Annotated in this window: 13 protein-coding genes and 4 pseudogenes; all 17 read right to left on the bottom strand. The window is 74.8% G+C overall.

The genetic code is table 11. The annotated features are described in order from the left end of the window. A pseudogene (locus tag MCBG_RS02115) lies at positions 1 to 234 on the bottom strand (UPF0104 family protein); the annotation flags it as partial. A gap of 51 nt (positions 235 to 285) precedes the next feature. Beyond that, a complete protein-coding gene (locus tag MCBG_RS02110; RefSeq protein ID WP_043323440.1) occupies positions 286 to 1,095 on the bottom strand; it encodes a class I SAM-dependent methyltransferase in 810 nt (269 codons plus the stop codon). Beyond that, complete coding sequence (locus tag MCBG_RS02105) at positions 1,092 to 2,129, bottom strand: glycosyltransferase family 4 protein (protein ID WP_043323438.1); 1,038 nt, start codon at positions 2,127 to 2,129, stop codon at positions 1,092 to 1,094. Before MCBG_RS02105 ends, MCBG_RS02110 begins: the two co-directional genes overlap by 4 nt. A gap of 4 nt (positions 2,130 to 2,133) precedes the next feature. Then, positions 2,134 to 2,532, bottom strand: coding sequence for a 6-pyruvoyl trahydropterin synthase family protein (locus tag MCBG_RS02100; protein WP_043323437.1), 399 nt, complete (start codon positions 2,530 to 2,532; stop codon positions 2,134 to 2,136). A gap of 2 nt (positions 2,533 to 2,534) precedes the next feature. Continuing rightward, complete coding sequence (locus tag MCBG_RS02095; RefSeq protein WP_369799248.1) at positions 2,535 to 3,554, bottom strand: zinc-dependent alcohol dehydrogenase; 1,020 nt, start codon at positions 3,552 to 3,554, stop codon at positions 2,535 to 2,537. Between the two features lie 69 nt (positions 3,555 to 3,623). Next, positions 3,624 to 3,887, bottom strand: a complete 264-nt coding sequence (locus MCBG_RS02090) for a hypothetical protein (protein WP_205796395.1) — start codon at positions 3,885 to 3,887, stop codon at positions 3,624 to 3,626. Between the two features lie 104 nt (positions 3,888 to 3,991). Continuing rightward, complete coding sequence (locus MCBG_RS02085) at positions 3,992 to 5,047, bottom strand: ABC transporter ATP-binding protein (protein WP_043330044.1); 1,056 nt, start codon at positions 5,045 to 5,047, stop codon at positions 3,992 to 3,994. Beyond that, positions 5,044 to 5,840 (bottom strand): annotated as a pseudogene (locus tag MCBG_RS02080) (ABC transporter permease). Before MCBG_RS02080 ends, MCBG_RS02085 begins: the two are co-directional and overlap by 4 nt. Further along, a pseudogene (gene modA / locus MCBG_RS02075) lies at positions 5,837 to 6,535 on the bottom strand (molybdate ABC transporter substrate-binding protein). Before modA ends, MCBG_RS02080 begins: the two co-directional pseudogenes overlap by 4 nt. 113 nt (positions 6,536 to 6,648) lie before the next feature. Next, a complete protein-coding gene (locus MCBG_RS02070; RefSeq protein WP_043323433.1) occupies positions 6,649 to 7,047 on the bottom strand; it encodes a TOBE domain-containing protein in 399 nt (132 codons plus the stop codon). A 94-nt stretch (positions 7,048 to 7,141) separates the two neighbouring features. After that, a pseudogene (locus MCBG_RS02065) lies at positions 7,142 to 9,263 on the bottom strand (heavy metal translocating P-type ATPase). A 55-nt stretch (positions 9,264 to 9,318) separates the two neighbouring features. After that, a complete protein-coding gene (locus MCBG_RS02060) occupies positions 9,319 to 9,702 on the bottom strand; it encodes a DUF1622 domain-containing protein (RefSeq protein WP_043323431.1) in 384 nt (127 codons plus the stop codon). A gap of 93 nt (positions 9,703 to 9,795) precedes the next feature. Beyond that, entirely contained in the window at positions 9,796 to 10,461 is a 666-nt protein-coding gene (locus MCBG_RS02055) for a TcmI family type II polyketide cyclase (protein ID WP_043323429.1), read from the bottom strand. 53 nt (positions 10,462 to 10,514) lie between these two features. Next, entirely contained in the window at positions 10,515 to 11,741 is a 1,227-nt protein-coding gene (locus tag MCBG_RS02050) for a cytochrome P450 family protein (RefSeq protein ID WP_043323426.1), read from the bottom strand. Then, positions 11,738 to 12,058 (bottom strand): putative quinol monooxygenase, encoded by a 321-nt coding sequence (locus MCBG_RS02045; protein WP_043323424.1) that lies wholly within the window; start codon positions 12,056 to 12,058, stop codon positions 11,738 to 11,740. The genes MCBG_RS02050 and MCBG_RS02045 overlap by 4 nt, the downstream gene beginning before the upstream one ends. Then, complete coding sequence (locus MCBG_RS34660) at positions 12,055 to 12,750, bottom strand: FAD-dependent monooxygenase (RefSeq protein WP_255358567.1); 696 nt, start codon at positions 12,748 to 12,750, stop codon at positions 12,055 to 12,057. The genes MCBG_RS02045 and MCBG_RS34660 overlap by 4 nt, the downstream gene beginning before the upstream one ends. After that, complete coding sequence (locus tag MCBG_RS02040; RefSeq protein ID WP_255358566.1) at positions 12,747 to 14,336, bottom strand: FAD-dependent oxidoreductase; 1,590 nt, start codon at positions 14,334 to 14,336, stop codon at positions 12,747 to 12,749. Before MCBG_RS02040 ends, MCBG_RS34660 begins: the two co-directional genes overlap by 4 nt. Between the last annotated feature and the right edge of the window lie 660 nt (positions 14,337 to 14,996).

The following is a 14,996-nucleotide window of genomic DNA, read 5'->3' as shown; positions in this document are numbered from 1 at the left end:
GCGCCAGGCGCAGCAGACGGTGGTGATCACGCCGATGCCGAGCGCGGCGGCCAGCGCCGGCGCGTCGATCAGGCGCAGCCCGGCCAGGAACGGACCGGTGCCCACTGACGCGACGAGCACGGCGAGCACCGCGAGCCCGAGCAGCGGACGTACCCAGGTCCGGCGCGTCCGGGCCCGGCGCGGCGGCGCGGGCGTGACAGCCAGTACGGGTCCGGCGACGGCGACGTGTGACAAACGGTCCTCCCTTGTTCCCACCGGTTGTCACGTGCCAGCAGCCGGTACGGTTCAGCCGGCGAGCAGGTCGGCGTGGTGCAGCACCACGTCGAGCCGGCCGGCGGCGGCCTCGGTGAGCCGCCACTTCTGATACGTCGCGGCGGGCCCGGACAGATGCGGTAGTTCCTCGACCGCTGCGGCGACCCAGCCGGTGAGCCATTCGGCGGCCAGTTCCGCCTGCTCCGGGCCGAGCCGCCACGGGGTGGGGCGCACCACGACCTCGACGCCGTGACGGGAGAACGCGGCCACGGCGGCGTCCACGGCGTCCGGCCCGAGCAGCGCCCGGCCGTCGACGGTGCGCCGCTGGTGGGCGTTGAACGCGGCGGTCAGCTCGGCGTCGAGCGGGTGCGGCGGGGTGAACTCGGCCCGCCCGGTGACGGTGAGCGCGAACAGCGTCGGGTGCCCGGCGCAGGCCGCCGCCATCCGCCCGACCTCCTCGGCGGTGAGCATGTCCAGCAGCGCGGACGCGGTGACCAGGTGCGCGCCGGCCAGGTCGGCGGCGGTCAGCCGGGTGATGTCCGAGTCGAGCGTCGTCACGGTGACCTCGGCCCCGTCGGCGGCGGTGAGCCGCGCCGAGCGGGCCAGCGCCAGCAGGTCCCGGTCGCGTTCGTGCAGCACCCAGTGTTGCGGGCCGGGCAGCCGGGGCGCGAGCCAGCGGGCCATCGAGCCGGTGCCGCTGCCCAGGTCGTGCACGACGAGCGGCCGGCCGGCGGGCATCCGGTCGCGGACCGCGTCGGCCAGCTCGGCGCTGCGGGCCGCCGCGTCGGCGGGCTCTCGCAGCCGCAGCCAGTCCGCGAAGCCGGGCGGGAGTGAGGTGGTCATGCCGCGGTCGCCTCCTTCAGCGCCGTCGCCAGCCGGTCCACGGTGACCGTCCAGCCGGTGAGGGTGTCCCGCCGCTGCCGGGCGGCGCGGCGCAGCCGGTCCCGCAGGCCGGGGTCGGTGAGCCAGCGGCGCAGCGCCGCGGCGGTCGCGCCCGGGTCGTCCGGTGGCACCAGCAGGCCGGGCCGCTCGCCGCCGGGCGCGTGCCCGAGCGTGGCCGGCAGGCCGCCGGTGTCGCTGGCCAGCACCGGTACGCCCCGGGCCAGCGCCTCGGTGACCACCATCCCGTACGTCTCCTGTCGCGAGAGCTGAACCAGCAGATCGGCGGCGGCGTAGGTGGCGGCCAGGTCCGGCCCGGTACGGGCGCCGGTGAGCCGGACCCGGGCGCCCAGACCCTCGGCGGCGAGCCGCCCGCGCATCCGGTCGGCGAAGGGCCGGTCCCGCTCCAGCGGTCCCACCCAGTCGCAGGTCCAGTTCAGGTCCGCCACCTCGGCGAGCGCGGCGGCGAGCACGTCGTGGCCCTTGACCGCCGTGACGGCGGCGACGCAGAGCAGCCGCCCACCGCCGGGCGTGCCGGGGGCGACGGGCGCCGGGTCGACGCCGGGTGGGGCGGCCGTCACCAGTTCGGGGCGCAGCCGGTAGCGGTCGAGCAGCCGGCCGCGGGTCCACTCGCTGGTGGCTACCACTGCGGTGGCCGCCGCCAGCGCCCGTGCCTCGGTCTCTCCCTCGATCGGCAGGTGCACCAGGAGCACCAGGCGCAGCCGCGCGGCGTGCGGGGCGAGCACGTCCGGCACGGTGGAGGCGACCAGGCCGTCGAGCAGCACCGTCGCGCCGGCGGGGAGCCCGCCGAGCAGTCCGGCCAGGTCGGCGCGCTCGCGTGGCCCCGGGTGCGGCCAGCCGCCGGGCACCTGGTGTTCCCGGACCGTCCAGCCGCGTCCGGCCAGGCCACGGCAGACGTGACGGTCGTAGGCGTTGCCGCCGCTGGGGTCGGCCGGGTCGTCGATGTCACCCGGCAGCACCACGTGGACGACGCTCATCCGGTCAGAGCGACCGCTCGTAGCTCGCCCAGGCGATGTGTGACTCGTGCAGGGTGACGGTGATCCCGGTCAGGCCGCGCGCCCCCTCCCCCAGCCGGCCGGCCGTCACCGCGTCGGCGAGCCGGTCGGCCACCGTACGGGCCAGCACCTCGGTGGTGGTGTTCACCCCGGTGAAGGCGGACTCGTCGTCGAGATTGCGGTAGTTCAGCTCGCCGAGCACGGCCTTGAGCTGCTCGGTGGCCAGCCCGATGTCGACCACGATCCCATCGTCGTCCAGCTCCGGCCGGCGGAACGTGGCGTCGACGACGAACGTCGCGCCGTGCAGCCGCTGGGCCGGGCCGAACACCTCGCCGCGGAAGCTGTGGGCGACCATGATGTGGTCCCGGACGGTCACGCTGAACACGTTCACTCCTCGCCGTAGGTGATGAGATGGCACAGCGCCGGCAGCCGGCCCGAGGCGAGCCGGTCCAGCACGTCGGGCAGGTCGTCGAAGCGGGACCGGCCGGTGAGCAGCGCGTCGAACACCGGGTCGGCGAGCAGGTCCAGGGCCAGGGCGAGCCGGTCGGCGTAGCTGCGGTCGGCGCGCCGGGGCGACACCGTGCCGACCTGGCTGCTGCGGATGCGCAGCCGTCGGGAGTGGAACGCGCCGCCGAGCGCAAGCGTGACCGGCCGGTCGCCGTACCAGCTCAGCTCCAGCACGGTGCCCTCGGGACGCAGCAGCTCCAGACCGCGCTGCAGCCCGTCGGCGGTGGCGCTGGCGTGCACCACCAGGTCGCGCCCACCGGCCGCGTCGGCGGGCGCGGCGAAGTCGGCGCCGAGCGCGGCGGCCACCTCGGCGCGGGCCGGGTCGGCGTCGACCAGCTCGACCCGGACGCCGGGGAAGCGGGCCAGCAGCGCCGTGACCGCGCAGCCGACCATCCCGCCGCCGATCACCGTGACCCGGTCGCCGACCAGCGGCGCGGCGTCCCACAGCGCGTTCACCGCGGTCTCCACGGTGCCGGCCAGCACCGCGCGCTGCGCCGGCACGCCGTCCGGCACGACGGTCACGGCGTCGGCCGGGACCACGTACGCGCTCTGGTGCGGGTAGAGGCAGAAGACGGTACGGCCGAGCAGCCGCTCGTCGCCGGCCTCGACCGTGCCGACGCTCAGATAGCCGTACTTCACCGGGGCGGGGAAGTCGCCCTCCTGGAACGGCGCGCGCATGGCGGCGTGCTGGTCGGCCGGGACACGGCCGGTGAACACGAGCGTCTCGGTGCCGCGGCTGACGCCGGAGAAGCGGGTACGCACCAGCACCTCACCCGGGCCGGGCGAGGCGACGCGCACCGGCCGGATCTCGCCCTCGCCGGGAGCGCGGAGCCAGAACGCCTGGGCGTCTACCGTCACGAACTCTCCTCTTCCCCGCATTCCGACCGAGTTGTCGATCATAAACACCGTCTCCACATCGTGGACTCGGAAGCGGGGCGTCAACGGTTCGAACCGCCCGCGACCCGATGCTCAGGCGGCGCGCCGCCGCTGCTCCGTACGCCACGTTTCCGGCTCGGCCCGGTCGGCGTGCCGGTCCCCGGCCAGCTCCATCGCCCGGTGAGCCGCCGTCAGCGCGTCGCACGGCGCGACCTGACCGTCACACAGCAGGCTCTCGCACCGGCCGGACTCGTCGGGCCGGTGCGCGACGGCCACGTCGTACGCGGCCCGCCAGAGCAACGGGTCGGTGACTCCCCGTGGCAGGTCGGCGTCCTGACTGGACCTGTTGCGGATCATGTCGGGCACCGTGTCCCCCTTTGCGTCGTCGCTACCGTCCCAGTGACCGGTTGAGCGCAGATCAAACCTCTCACCTGCGCACATGCCGCGACCAGCGGTGTTTGTCACGCCGGATAGGCGCGCGTCTCCGCTGCCTTGACCGCCGCCCAGACCGGCCGGCCGGGGATCAGCCCGAGGTGGGCCGCGGCGGCGGGCGTGACGTCGGCGGCCACCTCGACCGGGCCGGCCAGCTGCACGCGCAGGTTGTCGCCGTGGCGCTGCACGCCGGTGACGGTGGCCGCCCACACGTTGCGCGGGCTGCCCTCGGGCCGGGACGGGTGCAGCGCCACAGCGGCCGGCGGGTAGGCGACGAACACGTCACCGTGGACGGTGTCGGCGGTGGTGAGTGCCAGCTCACCGACGGTGACCGTGTGCCCGTCGGCGCGGCCGCGGTGCAGGTTCAGCCCGACCAGCCGGGCCACGTAGTCGGTGCGTGGCCGCGCCGTGACGGTGGCGGCGTCACCCTCCTGCACCACCCGGCCGTGCTCCACGATGACCAGCCGGTCGGCGAGCACCAACGCGTCGAGGGGGTCGTGGGTGACGAGCAGCGTCGCGCCGGGATGCGCGCCGAGGTGGCGCTGGAGTTCGGCGCGGGTGTCCAGCCGGGTCCGCGCGTCGAGCGCGGCCAGGGGTTCGTCGAGCAGCAGCAGGGCCGGGTCGACGGCGAGCGCGCGGGCCAGCGCGACCCGCTGCGCCTGCCCGCCGGAGAGCTGCCGGGGCCGGCGCCGGGCCTGGTCGCCGAGGCCGACCCGGTCCAGCCACTGCTGGGCACGGGCGCGGGCGGCCCGCTTGTCGGCGCCCCGGCGGCGCGGCCCGAACGCCACGTTGTCCAGCGCGCTCAGGTGCGGGAACAGCAGGTAGTCCTGGAACACCACGCCGACCGGCCGCCGTTCCGGCGGCGTCCACATCCGGCGGTCCGGCCGGTCCAGGTCGGCGCCGTCGAGCGTGAGGTGCCCGGCGGTGAGCGGGTGCAGCCCGGCGAGCACCCGCAGCGCGGTGGTCTTGCCCGCGCCGTTGGGGCCGAGCAGCGCCACCACCTCACCGGCGGCGATGCGCAGCCGCACGTCGAGGCTGAAGCCGTCCCGCTCGGCGGCCAGATGCGCGTCCAGCAGCGCGGTCATGTGCTGCCGACCCACTTGTCGCGCAGCGCGGCGAGGATGACCACGGAGACGGTGAGCAGGATCAGGCTCAGCACGATCGCGGCCTGCAGGTCGGTCTCCAGCGCAAGGTAGACAGCCAGCGGCATGGTCTGGGTGCGGCCCGGATAGTTGCCGGCGAACGTGATGGTGGCGCCGAACTCGCCGAGCGCGCGGGCCCAGCAGAGCACCGCCCCGGCCGCCACGCCCGGGGCGACCAGCGGCAGCGTGACCCGGGTGAACGTGGTGAACCGCCCGGCGCCGAGCGTGGCGGCGGCCTCCTCGTACCGGGGGTCGGCGCCGCGCAGCGCCCCCTCGACGGCGATGACCAGAAACGGCATGGCCACGAACGCCTCGGCCAGCACCACCCCGGCGGTGGTGAACGGCAGCGTCACGCCGAACGTCTCGTCCAGCCACGAGCCGATCAGCCCGCGCCGGCCGAAGACCAGCAGCAGCGCACGCCGCCTACCACCGGCGGCAGCACCAGCGGCACCGTGACCAGCGCCCGGACCAGCCGCCGCCCGGGGAACTCCACGCGGGCCAGCAGCCACGCCAGGGGTACGCCGAGCGCCACGCAGAGCAGCGTGGCGACGGTGGCGGTCACCAGCGACAGCCGCAGCGCGGTGAGCACACCCGGTTCGGTCAGCCGCCCGGGCAGCGTCGTCCAGGGGGCTCGCAGCAGCAGACCGGCCAGCGGCAGGACGAGGAAGGCCAGTCCCAGCCCGGCGGGCACGAGCAGGGCGATCGGCACCCGCTGCCGGCGTACCGTGCGGCTCATGCGCCGGGCGGCGCCTGGAACCCGGCGGCGGTGAGCACGGCGAGCCCGGCGTCGGAGCGGACGAAGTCGACGAAGGCGCGGGCACCGGCCGGGTTCCCGGCGGCGCGCAGCACCACGATCGGGTAGTCGTTCACCGCGCGCGCGGACTCCGGGAACTCGACCGCGTCGAGCCCGAGGGCGGCGCGGACGTCGGTGCGGTAGACCAGCGCCGCGTCGACCTCGCCGAGGCGCAGCTTGGCCAGCGCGCCCTTGACGTCCTGTTCGACCGTGGACTATTGTGTACTCTGAGCGGTATATGGGACTCACTAGGATTCAACCCTCCGTCACACAGGCCCTGATTTTGGTTGCTAACTCCAGACGTAACGATTCAAATGTCTGCCAGTGGCTTAACCCTGTTGGAACCCTAACCGCCTGAGACCGCCGACCCTGGCCGGGTTACCCCGGGGTACGGCCACGACGAGCTGATTGCGGACCAGCACCGCCGGCTCGCCCGCGGCGTCACCGGCGTCGGTGACCGTCTTCATGGTGGCCGGGGACGCGGCGGCGAACACGTCGGCGGGCGCGCCCTGGGTGATCTGGGTGGCGAGCCCGGAGCTGCCGCCGAAGTTGAACCGGACGGTACGGCCCGGGTGCGCGGCCTCGTAGTCCTTGCCGAGCCGGGTGAACGACTCGGTGAGCGAGGCGGCGGCGAACACCGTCACCGGGCCGGCGCCGTCGGGCCCGGCCGGGGCGTCCGCGCCGCCGCAGCCGGTCAGGCCGAGCGCCGCCACCAGCGCGCCGGCGAGGGCGGCGCGGATCCACCGTACGGTCACGGGCTGGTCCTTCCCCTGGGGGTGGCACGCTCGACCACGACGGTGGTCGACTTGATCACGGCGACGGCGACGGCGCCGACCTGGAGGTCGAGGTCGTCGACGGCCTCGCGGCTCATCAGCGACACCACCCGGAACGGCCCGGCCTGGATGTCCACCTGGGCCATCACAGTGTCCTTGACCACGGCGGTGACGATGCCGCGCAGCCGGTTGCGGGCCGAGGACAGCTCGGGGTGGCCGGGAGCGCGGACGAACGCTGCGACGTCGGCGCCGTCGAGCACCCGGTGACCGTGCTCGTCGCGGGTGGCCGGCAGCTTGCCGGCGTCGATCCAGCGGCGGACCGTGTCCGCGCTGACCCCGAGCAGTTCGGCTGCCTCACCGATCCGGAACACCGTCACGCGCTCACCCTAGCGGCCCGCAGGTGCGGGCTGGAAGGGGCATGGTGGCTCGCATCCGCGAACCTCAAGGCGGCTCGGGAACCGGAACTGCGGGTCAGTCGGCCGGGGTGATCCGGACCCGGCGCAGCAGTTGGGCGTTGAGCGCCACCACGATGGTGGAGGCGGACATCAGCACCGCGCCCAGCGCCGGGCTGAGCGCGACCCCGGCCCAGGCGAGGACACCGGCGGCCAGCGGGATCGCGACCACGTTGTAGCCGGCCGCCCAGGCCAGGTTCTGCCGCATCTTCCGGTACGACGCGCGGGACAGCCGGATCACGCCGCCGACGCCGCGCGGGTCGGAGCCGGCCAGCACCACCCCGGCGGACTCGATCGCCACGTCGGTGCCGGCGCCGATGGCCAGCCCGACGTCGGCGCGCGCGAGCGCCGGGGCGTCGTTCACGCCGTCGCCGACCATCGCCACCGTCAGTCCCCGACCGCGCAGCTCGGCCACCGCCTTGTCCTTGTCGGCCGGGAGCACCTCGGCGAAGACCTCGTCGACGCCGGGCCGGAACCCGAGGTCGGCGGCGACCGCCTCGGCCACCGGGCGCGCGTCGCCGGTGATCATCACGATCTTGCGTACGCCGAGGTCGCGCAGCTCGGCCACGGCGGCCCGCGCCTCCGGGCGGACCTGGTCCTCCAGCCCGAACGCGGCGGTCACCTCCGGCGGCCCGCCCTCGGGCAGGCGGACCAGGTGCAGCACCGCGGCGCCCCGGCCCGACCACTCCTGCGCGGCCCGGGCCAGGTCGTCCGGCACCGGGGCGTCGAGTTCGCGCAGCAGGGGCCGGGCCGCCGACCGCCCAGTCCACGCCGTCCACGGTGGCGCGCACGCCCCGGCCGGTCAGCGCCCGGAAGCCGCGCGCGACCGGACGCGCCGGGCCGGGCTCGGCGTCGGACCCGGTCGGAGACGTCGGCCCGGTAGACGTCGGCCCGGCGTCGGACGTCGGCCGCGCGTCGGCGGCGGCGACGAGCGCGCGGGCCAGCGGGTGCTCGCTGTCGGCCTCGACCGCGCCGGCCAGGGCCAGGGCGGCCGTGGAGTCCAGCCCGCTGGTGGCGGCCACGCCGGTCACCGTGTGCCGGCCGGTGGTGAGCGTGCCGGTCTTGTCGAACAGGACGGTGTCGACGGTGCGCATCCGCTCCAGCGCGAGCCGGTCCTTGACCAGGATGCCGGCGCGGGCCGACAGCGCTGTGGACAGCGCCACCACCAGCGGAATCGCCAGGCCGAGCGCGTGCGGGCAGGCGATCACCAGCACCGTCACGGTGCGTACCACCGCCTGGTCGGGGTCGCCGAGCAGCGCCCACACCGCGAACGTCGCCAGGCCGGCGAACGCCGCCAGGTAGAACAGCAGCGCGGCGAACCGGTCGGCGAGCACCTGTGCGCGCCCGCCGGAGGCCTGCGCCTCGGCGACGAGCCGCCCGATGCCGGCCAGCGCGGTGTCCGCGCCGACCGCCTCGACGCGTACCCGGAGGGTGGAGTCGGTGGCCACGGTGCCGGCGACCACCCGGTCCCCGGCGGCGCGGGCCACCGGCCGCGACTCGCCGGTGATCATCGACTCGTCCAGCTCGGCGGCGCCCTCGACGATCCGCCCGTCGGCCGGCACCCGTCCGCCGGGGCGCACCAGCACCAGGTCGCCCACCCGCAGCTCGCCGACCGGCACCGGATGCGGCCGCCCGGCGTCGTCCAGGCGCTCGGCGTCGTCGGGCAGCAGCGCCGCGAGGGCGCCGAGCGCGCCGCGTGCCTGCCCGACCGCCCGCATCTCCTGCCAGTGGCCGAGCAGCATGATGGTGACCAGCGCGGCCAGCTCCCACCAGAAGTCCAGGTCGAACAGGCCGATGCTGGTGGCGGCCGAGGCGAGGTACGCGACGACTATCGCCATCGAGATCAGCAGCATCATGCCGGGGGTACGTTCGTGCAGCTCACGCAGGCCGCCGGTGAGGAACGGCCAGCCGCCGTAGAGGAAGACCACGGTGCCGAGCACCGGGCCGACCCAGCGCACGCCGGGGAACTCGAGCGAGTAGCCGAACCAGTCCATCACCATGTGACTGGTGGCGACGATCGGCAGGGTCAGCGCCAGGCTCAGCCAGAATCGGCGGCGGAACTGCTCCGGGTCGTGCCCGGCGTGCGCGCCGCCGCCATGATCGGTGCCGTGGTCGCCGTGGTGAGCGGGTGAGTGCTCCATCGGGCGTCACCTCCGCCGACCACCATACCCCCTGGGGGTAATACGTGACGGGCGATCAGCGCTGGGGGCGGGCGCCGACGCTCGGCCGGTCCGCCGGAGGGCGGCCCTGCCAGGGCCACCGGCCGTCCAGCTCCACCTCGAGGGAGAAGCTGAGGAACGTACGGACCAGCACGATCAGCGCCAGCACGCCGACGCTGGTGAACGTGGGCGACACCGCGACGGTCCGGATGATGTCGCCGCCGACCAGGAACTCCAGGCCGAGCAGGATGGCCCGGCCGACCCCCTGCCGGTACGCGCGGTAGTGCGCCACCACCTGCCGGGTCCGGACGCAGCGCACCGCGAACACGACTGTGGCGACCGCGACGCCGACCGCGATCACCAGCACCCCGGCCAGGTCCAGCAGCGCCCCGACGTGCTGGACGATCTCCTTCGTCGGCACCCGGCACCCCCGCACCAGCCTGGCGTACGGCCGGTCGCGGGGGCGGCGTTTCCGCGCTCCCGCCACCCGGAGGGCGGGAGCGCGGAGGCGTGCTCAGTCCTGGGCCTGCCAGCGGTAGAAGACGGTGGCCAGGGAGTCCTGCGGGCCCTGCCACTTCTCCGGCCGGTACGGCTCGATGTACGGGCCGAGGTCCTGCATCACCTTGCCGAAGGCGGGCTTGTCGCCGTGCCGGTCGCGGGTGGCCTCGGCCGCCGACGTCTCCTGTTCCAGCAGGTGCACGTAGACGTCGTCGATCGAGTAGAGCCAGCGGCCGGTGACCCCGAGGTCGGCCGGGAGCGACCCGGCGTCGGACTCGGCGAAGACCCGCGCCACGTCCGGCTCGGCGCCGGGCTTGATCCGCCCGACGATGACGGTGAGCGTGGTGTCGGCGGGCGGCTCGCCCTCGGGCGCCCAGTGGTAGAACTCCTTCGCCACCGAGTCCGACGGGTTCTTCCAGTAGCGCGGGTACGGGGTCACGTACGGGCCGATCTCCTCGGCGATCTTCTGGAAGGCGGGCAGCCCGCGCGTCTGCCCGGAGATCCGCGGGTCCTGCTCCCGCTCGATCACGTGCAGGTAGAGGTCGTGGTGGGACAGCAGGTACCGGCCGATGACGCCCAGGTCCTGCGGCCGGGTGGCCTGGTCGTAGTGGCCGAACACGTCGCCGACGATCTGCTCGCTGCCGGGGACCATGTGACAGACGATCACGTTGCGGAAGACCATGACTGCTCCTTGATGATTGCGACGGGGGGCGGCGGCGCGAGGCGGCGGCGCCGTCAGGCGGTGAAGGTGACAGGCAGTTCCAGCAGGCCGCGGAACGGCGAGGCGGCGGGGAGCCGGCGCACCTGCGCGAGCGGCACGCCCAGGCGCAGTCCGGGCAGCCGGCGCAGCAGCGCGCCGAGCGCGAGTTCGGCCTCCATCCGGGCCAGCGAGACGCCCAGGCAGTAGTGGACGCCGTGCCCGAACCCGAGGTGCGGGCCCCGGACGCGGCGCAGGTCCAGCCGGTCCGGGTCGGCGAAGTGCGCCGGGTCGTGGTTGGCCGCGTTGATCGCGACTCCGACGATCGCGCCGCGCGGGATGCGTACGCCCTGGTAGTCGACGTCCTCGGTGGCGATGCGCGGGCTGGCCACGGGCAGCGGCCCGTCGAACCGGAGCAGTTCCTCGATCGCGGCCGGCAGCAGGCGCGGCGTGGCGCGCAGCAGTTCCATCTGCTCGGGGTGGGTGAGCAGCGCCAGCACCGCGTTGCCGAGGAAGTCGGCGGTGGTCTGGTGCCCGGCGAACAGCAGCAGGAACGTGGTGGTGACCAGTTCCGCCTCGGACAGCGTCCCGTCCTGGTCGACCGCCCGGATCAACGCGGCGATGATGTCGTCGGCCGGGTCGTCGCGTTTGGCCCGGACCAGCCCGGCCAGGTAGTGGTGCAGCCGCAGCTGGGCCTCCTGCACCGCGGCCCGTTCCTGCGCCGGCGGCCGGCTGGTGGAGCCGGAGGTGCGGATGACCTGGGTCCAGTCGAGCACCCGGTCGTGGTCGGCCGGCGGCACGCCGAGCAGTTCGCAGATGACAGTCATCGGCAGCGGGATGGCGAACTCGTGCATCAGGTCCGCCTCGCCGTGCGGCGCCATCTTGTCGATCAGCTGGTCGACGATCGACGCCACCCGGGGGCGCAGCGCCTCGATCCGCCGCGGCGCGAACGCCTGCGACACCACGCGACGCAGCCGGGTGTGCTCCGGCGGGTCGGAGTTGAGCATGTTGCGGTTAAGGCCCTCGGAGTTCGGGCCGAAGATCTTCAGGTAGTGCTGGTCCGGGCCGTACAGGTCCTTGGACAGGCGCGGGTCGGTCAGCGCGGTGCGCGCGTCGTCGAAGCGGGTGATCAGCCAGGAGTCGAAGCGCGGCGAGCCGACCGGGCAGACCGGCCGCTCGGCGCGCAGCCGCGCCAGCGCGGGGTACGGGTCGGCCGCGAACGAGTCGGTGTACAGCTCGCTCGCCGGCATCACGTCGTCGGTCATCGCCCCTCCCCCGGCTCGCCGGCCACGCTGTGCAGCACCTGGTAGGTGTGCCGGTCCGCGGACTCGCGCAGCTCCCGGATGACGCGCAGCAGCCGGTCGCGCTGCTCGCTGCGGCCGAACGCGTCCAGCCGCTCGCGGTCGGCCCAGTCGCTGATGACCAGGTAGCTGCGCGGGTCGTCGGCGTCACGGACCAGGTCCTGGTGCAGGCAGCCGTCCAGGGTGCGGATCTGTTCGGCGGCGCTGAGCCATTCGGCCTCGAAGCGCTCCGCGCACCCCTCCCGGGTCCGCATCGCCAGCACGGTCCGGACCCGGCTCACCGCGCGCTCCCGAACACCAGGTGCAGGTGCTTGCGCAGCGCGTCCGGGTCGACCGGCGCGCCCCGGAAGCCGACGTGCCCGTCCGGGCGGATCAGGTACAGGCCGGTGCCGTCCAGCCCGTACCCGGCGCGGAAGCGGCGCTCGGCGTCGCGCACCACCGGCGGGTCCAGCAGTCGCGGTTCGTCGGCGTCCGGGTCGAGCAGCAGGTACGCGTCGAGTTCCCCGCCGGCGAGCCGCCGCGCGTCGGCGCACAGGCCGGTGAACGCGGCGAGTTCCTCCGCGCCGGCCGTGCGGTCGGCGTAGAGCAGCAGCGTGTGCCGGGTGCCCCGGGTCAGGTCACGCAGGCGCAGCGGGTGGCCGACGCCGCGGCGGCGCAGCCCGTCGACGTCGGGCGCGATGTCGCCGGGGCGGGGCGCGTCGCCGAGCGCGGCCGGGTCGGCGACGGTCTCCCCGACCAGCGGGCTGCCGGCGTAACTGAGCAGCATGGACATCTCCTGGAGGAACTGCCGTTCCAGGTCGGCGCGGTCCACCTCCTCGGTGCCGGCCATTCGTACCGCCCGGCCGACGATCTCCTCGCCCTCCGGCCGCCGCTCGGTCTCGTAGCTGTCCAGCAGTCCGGGCGCGGCGAGCCCGCGTACCGCGAGCGCGAGTTTCCAGGCCAGGTTCCAGGCGTCCTGGATGCCCGTGTTCATGCCCTGGCCGCCGGCCGGCGGGTGCAGGTGGGGCGGCGTCCTCCGGCGACGAAGATCCGGCCGTCGCGGTAGCGGTCGACGATGCCGTGGCTGATCCGGAACACCGACGACCAGCGCAGGTTGCTCGCCCGGGTGCCGGGTGGCGCGAGGCGGTCCAGCGCGGCCTGCACGTCTTCGATGGTGGGCTCGTCGAGTTCCTCGCTGAACCCGGGCGGGGCGTCGCGTCCGCCGGTCTGGGCGAAGAACCGGGGCGGGGCGAGGGTGGCGATGCGGTAGCGGTGCTCGCCGCGCAGCGGTACGCAGACGAGCATGCCGTCCATCTGCCCGTCGGTCATGTGCAGGAACCGCAGCAGGTGCCCGTCCGGCATGTCCCAGTTCACGTCGACGTCGACCAGCATGAACAGCTGCGGGAACCGGCCGAGCCCGCCGGTGAAGGTGAGCCCGAGCCGTTCCCGGACCCGGCTGTGCGCGCCGTCGGCGCCGACGACGTACCGGGCGCGTACCGTCTCGGTGCCGCCGTCGGCGGTGCGGACGGTGGCGGTCACGCCGTCGGCGTCCTGGGTGAGGTCGGCGAGTTCGGCGCCGCGCCGCGGGCGCACCCCGAGGGCGGCGAGCCGGTCGGTGAGGATGCGCTCGGTCTCGTACTGCGGCAGGCCGAGGTGGGCGTACGGCAGGCCGGGCAGCTCCCAGCTCATCCGGTGGGTCTGCGCGCCGTTGACGAACACCATGTTGCCGGTGAGCCAGATGCCGGCGTCCATGGCCTCCCGGACGACGCCCTGCTCCTCCCAGATCTCCATGGTGCGGCAGTGCACGCCGATCGCCTTGTCGGCGTGGCCGGGCGGGGTGGCCTGCTTGTCGATCACCAGGCAGTCGATGCCCCGCCGGGCCAGTTCGACGGCGGCGGTCAGCCCGGTGGGCCCCGCCCCGACGACGAGTACGTCTGTTGTCCTGTGCACGTCGGCCTCCCAGCCCGTGGTGGGGTAACTGCTGCCGTCCGCGTCGGGCACGACGTGGAACAGGCGGCGCCGGATGTCGAGAAGGAACGGTGCGATCGGTCCGGCCTGCGCGGAGGCGTGGGCCGGGTCGCTGATCCAGGCGAGGAACGGCGCGGCGCCGTCCCACTCGGCGAAGATGTGGTGGATGTCCGAGCCGGGTTCGCGCAGCAGCTGCTCGCGGCGGTAGCCGGGTATCGCGGTCATCCGCCGTACCACCTCGGGGTAGCCCCGGTGGAACTCGGCGAGCCGGTCGCGCGGCACGGTCAGCTCGACGTCCACGTAGACCGGGCCCTCGCCGTCCCCGGTCTCGCGCAGCAGCGGGTAGCCGGGGCCGTCGGCCGGCTCGGTCAGCGGCTGGAGCAGGCCGGCCAGGCGGGCCGCCACCGGCCCGCGCCGGTACGCGCTCAGCGCCGCCTCGTCGGCCCATTCGGTGACGACGACGAAGCCGCGCGGGTCGAGGGCGTCGCGCAGCAGCTCGTGCCGCAGGTTGCCGGCTAGCGCGCCGAGCTGCCCCGCCACGGTCTCGAACGCGGGCCCGACGGCGGGCTCGCACCCGGGGCGCGCGCGCAGCCGGAGCATCGTCCTGATCATGCAGCCCCCTCGAACCGTGCCGTCGTCGTGCCGCGACCCTGCCGCAGCCCGCGTCACCACCTCGTCACCGTCGACCCGCCGGAGGTCCGGCCCCGGTGACGCCGCCGGGACGGCGCGCACGACGGTCGGGAGCGTGCTGATGCCGTGCGACCGGCGCAGCCGGCAGACGGATTCCCCACCTGTCTCACTCTGCGTCGACCTCACCGAGCGTGAGAGCGTCGGGGTCAGGCAGGCAGGCCTTTCGGCCGCCTTTGCTCTGCAGCCATTGGCGCATCACTGCACTGACCTGCGGCCCGGACGGTCAGCCCGATTTCGGCAAGATCCCGAACGAGCACTGTCAGTGATCGATGCGTACGCGGCTGCAGAGCAAAGGCGGCCATGTGCGCACGCCTCGCCGGACACTCCCGTGACTCTCCGCGACCGGGGTGGGGAGGGGTGGCGGGTGTGTACGGTCACGGCGTGCCGGTCGCGGGGCCGGCGCGGAGCGACGTGCCTGCGGCCCGGCCCGACGACGGTCGCGGCGCGGCGCGGCGGGGCGCGGCGGGGCGCGGCGGGGCGCGGCCGGTGGTCAGGCCAGCAGGCGGGCCAGTTCGGTGCGGGAGCGCACACCCAGCCGGTGGAACACGTTGCGCAGGTGGTGGTCGACGGTCCGGGTGGACA

The sequence above is a fragment of the Micromonospora sp. M42 genome, assembly GCF_000568915.1.
GTDB lineage: Bacteria > Actinomycetota > Actinomycetes > Mycobacteriales > Micromonosporaceae > Micromonospora > Micromonospora chalcea.
The sequence above is the reverse complement of the archived record's forward strand: the minus strand, read 5'-3'. Positions and strand labels throughout refer to the sequence as shown.

What these genes read in the sequence shown, in the direction of transcription:
- MCBG_RS02110 (WP_043323440.1), bottom strand. Translation starts at nt 1,095, where the DNA reads ATGACCACCTCACTCCCGCCCGGCTTCGCGGACTGGCTGCGGCTGCGA.
- MCBG_RS02105 (WP_043323438.1), bottom strand. Translation starts at nt 2,129, where the DNA reads ATGAGCGTCGTCCACGTGGTGCTGCCGGGTGACATCGACGACCCGGCC.
- MCBG_RS02095 (WP_369799248.1), bottom strand. Translation starts at nt 3,554, where the DNA reads ATGATCGACAACTCGGTCGGAATGCGGGGAAGAGGAGAGTTCGTGACG.
- MCBG_RS02090 (WP_205796395.1), bottom strand. Translation starts at nt 3,887, where the DNA reads ATGATCCGCAACAGGTCCAGTCAGGACGCCGACCTGCCACGGGGAGTC.
- MCBG_RS02085 (WP_043330044.1), bottom strand. Translation starts at nt 5,047, where the DNA reads ATGACCGCGCTGCTGGACGCGCATCTGGCCGCCGAGCGGGACGGCTTC.
- MCBG_RS02055 (WP_043323429.1), bottom strand. Translation starts at nt 10,461, where the DNA reads ATGGTCTTCCGCAACGTGATCGTCTGTCACATGGTCCCCGGCAGCGAG.
- MCBG_RS02050 (WP_043323426.1), bottom strand. Translation starts at nt 11,741, where the DNA reads ATGACCGACGACGTGATGCCGGCGAGCGAGCTGTACACCGACTCGTTC.
- MCBG_RS34660 (WP_255358567.1), bottom strand. Translation starts at nt 12,750, where the DNA reads ATGAACACGGGCATCCAGGACGCCTGGAACCTGGCCTGGAAACTCGCG.
- MCBG_RS02040 (WP_255358566.1), bottom strand. Translation starts at nt 14,336, where the DNA reads ATGATCAGGACGATGCTCCGGCTGCGCGCGCGCCCCGGGTGCGAGCCC.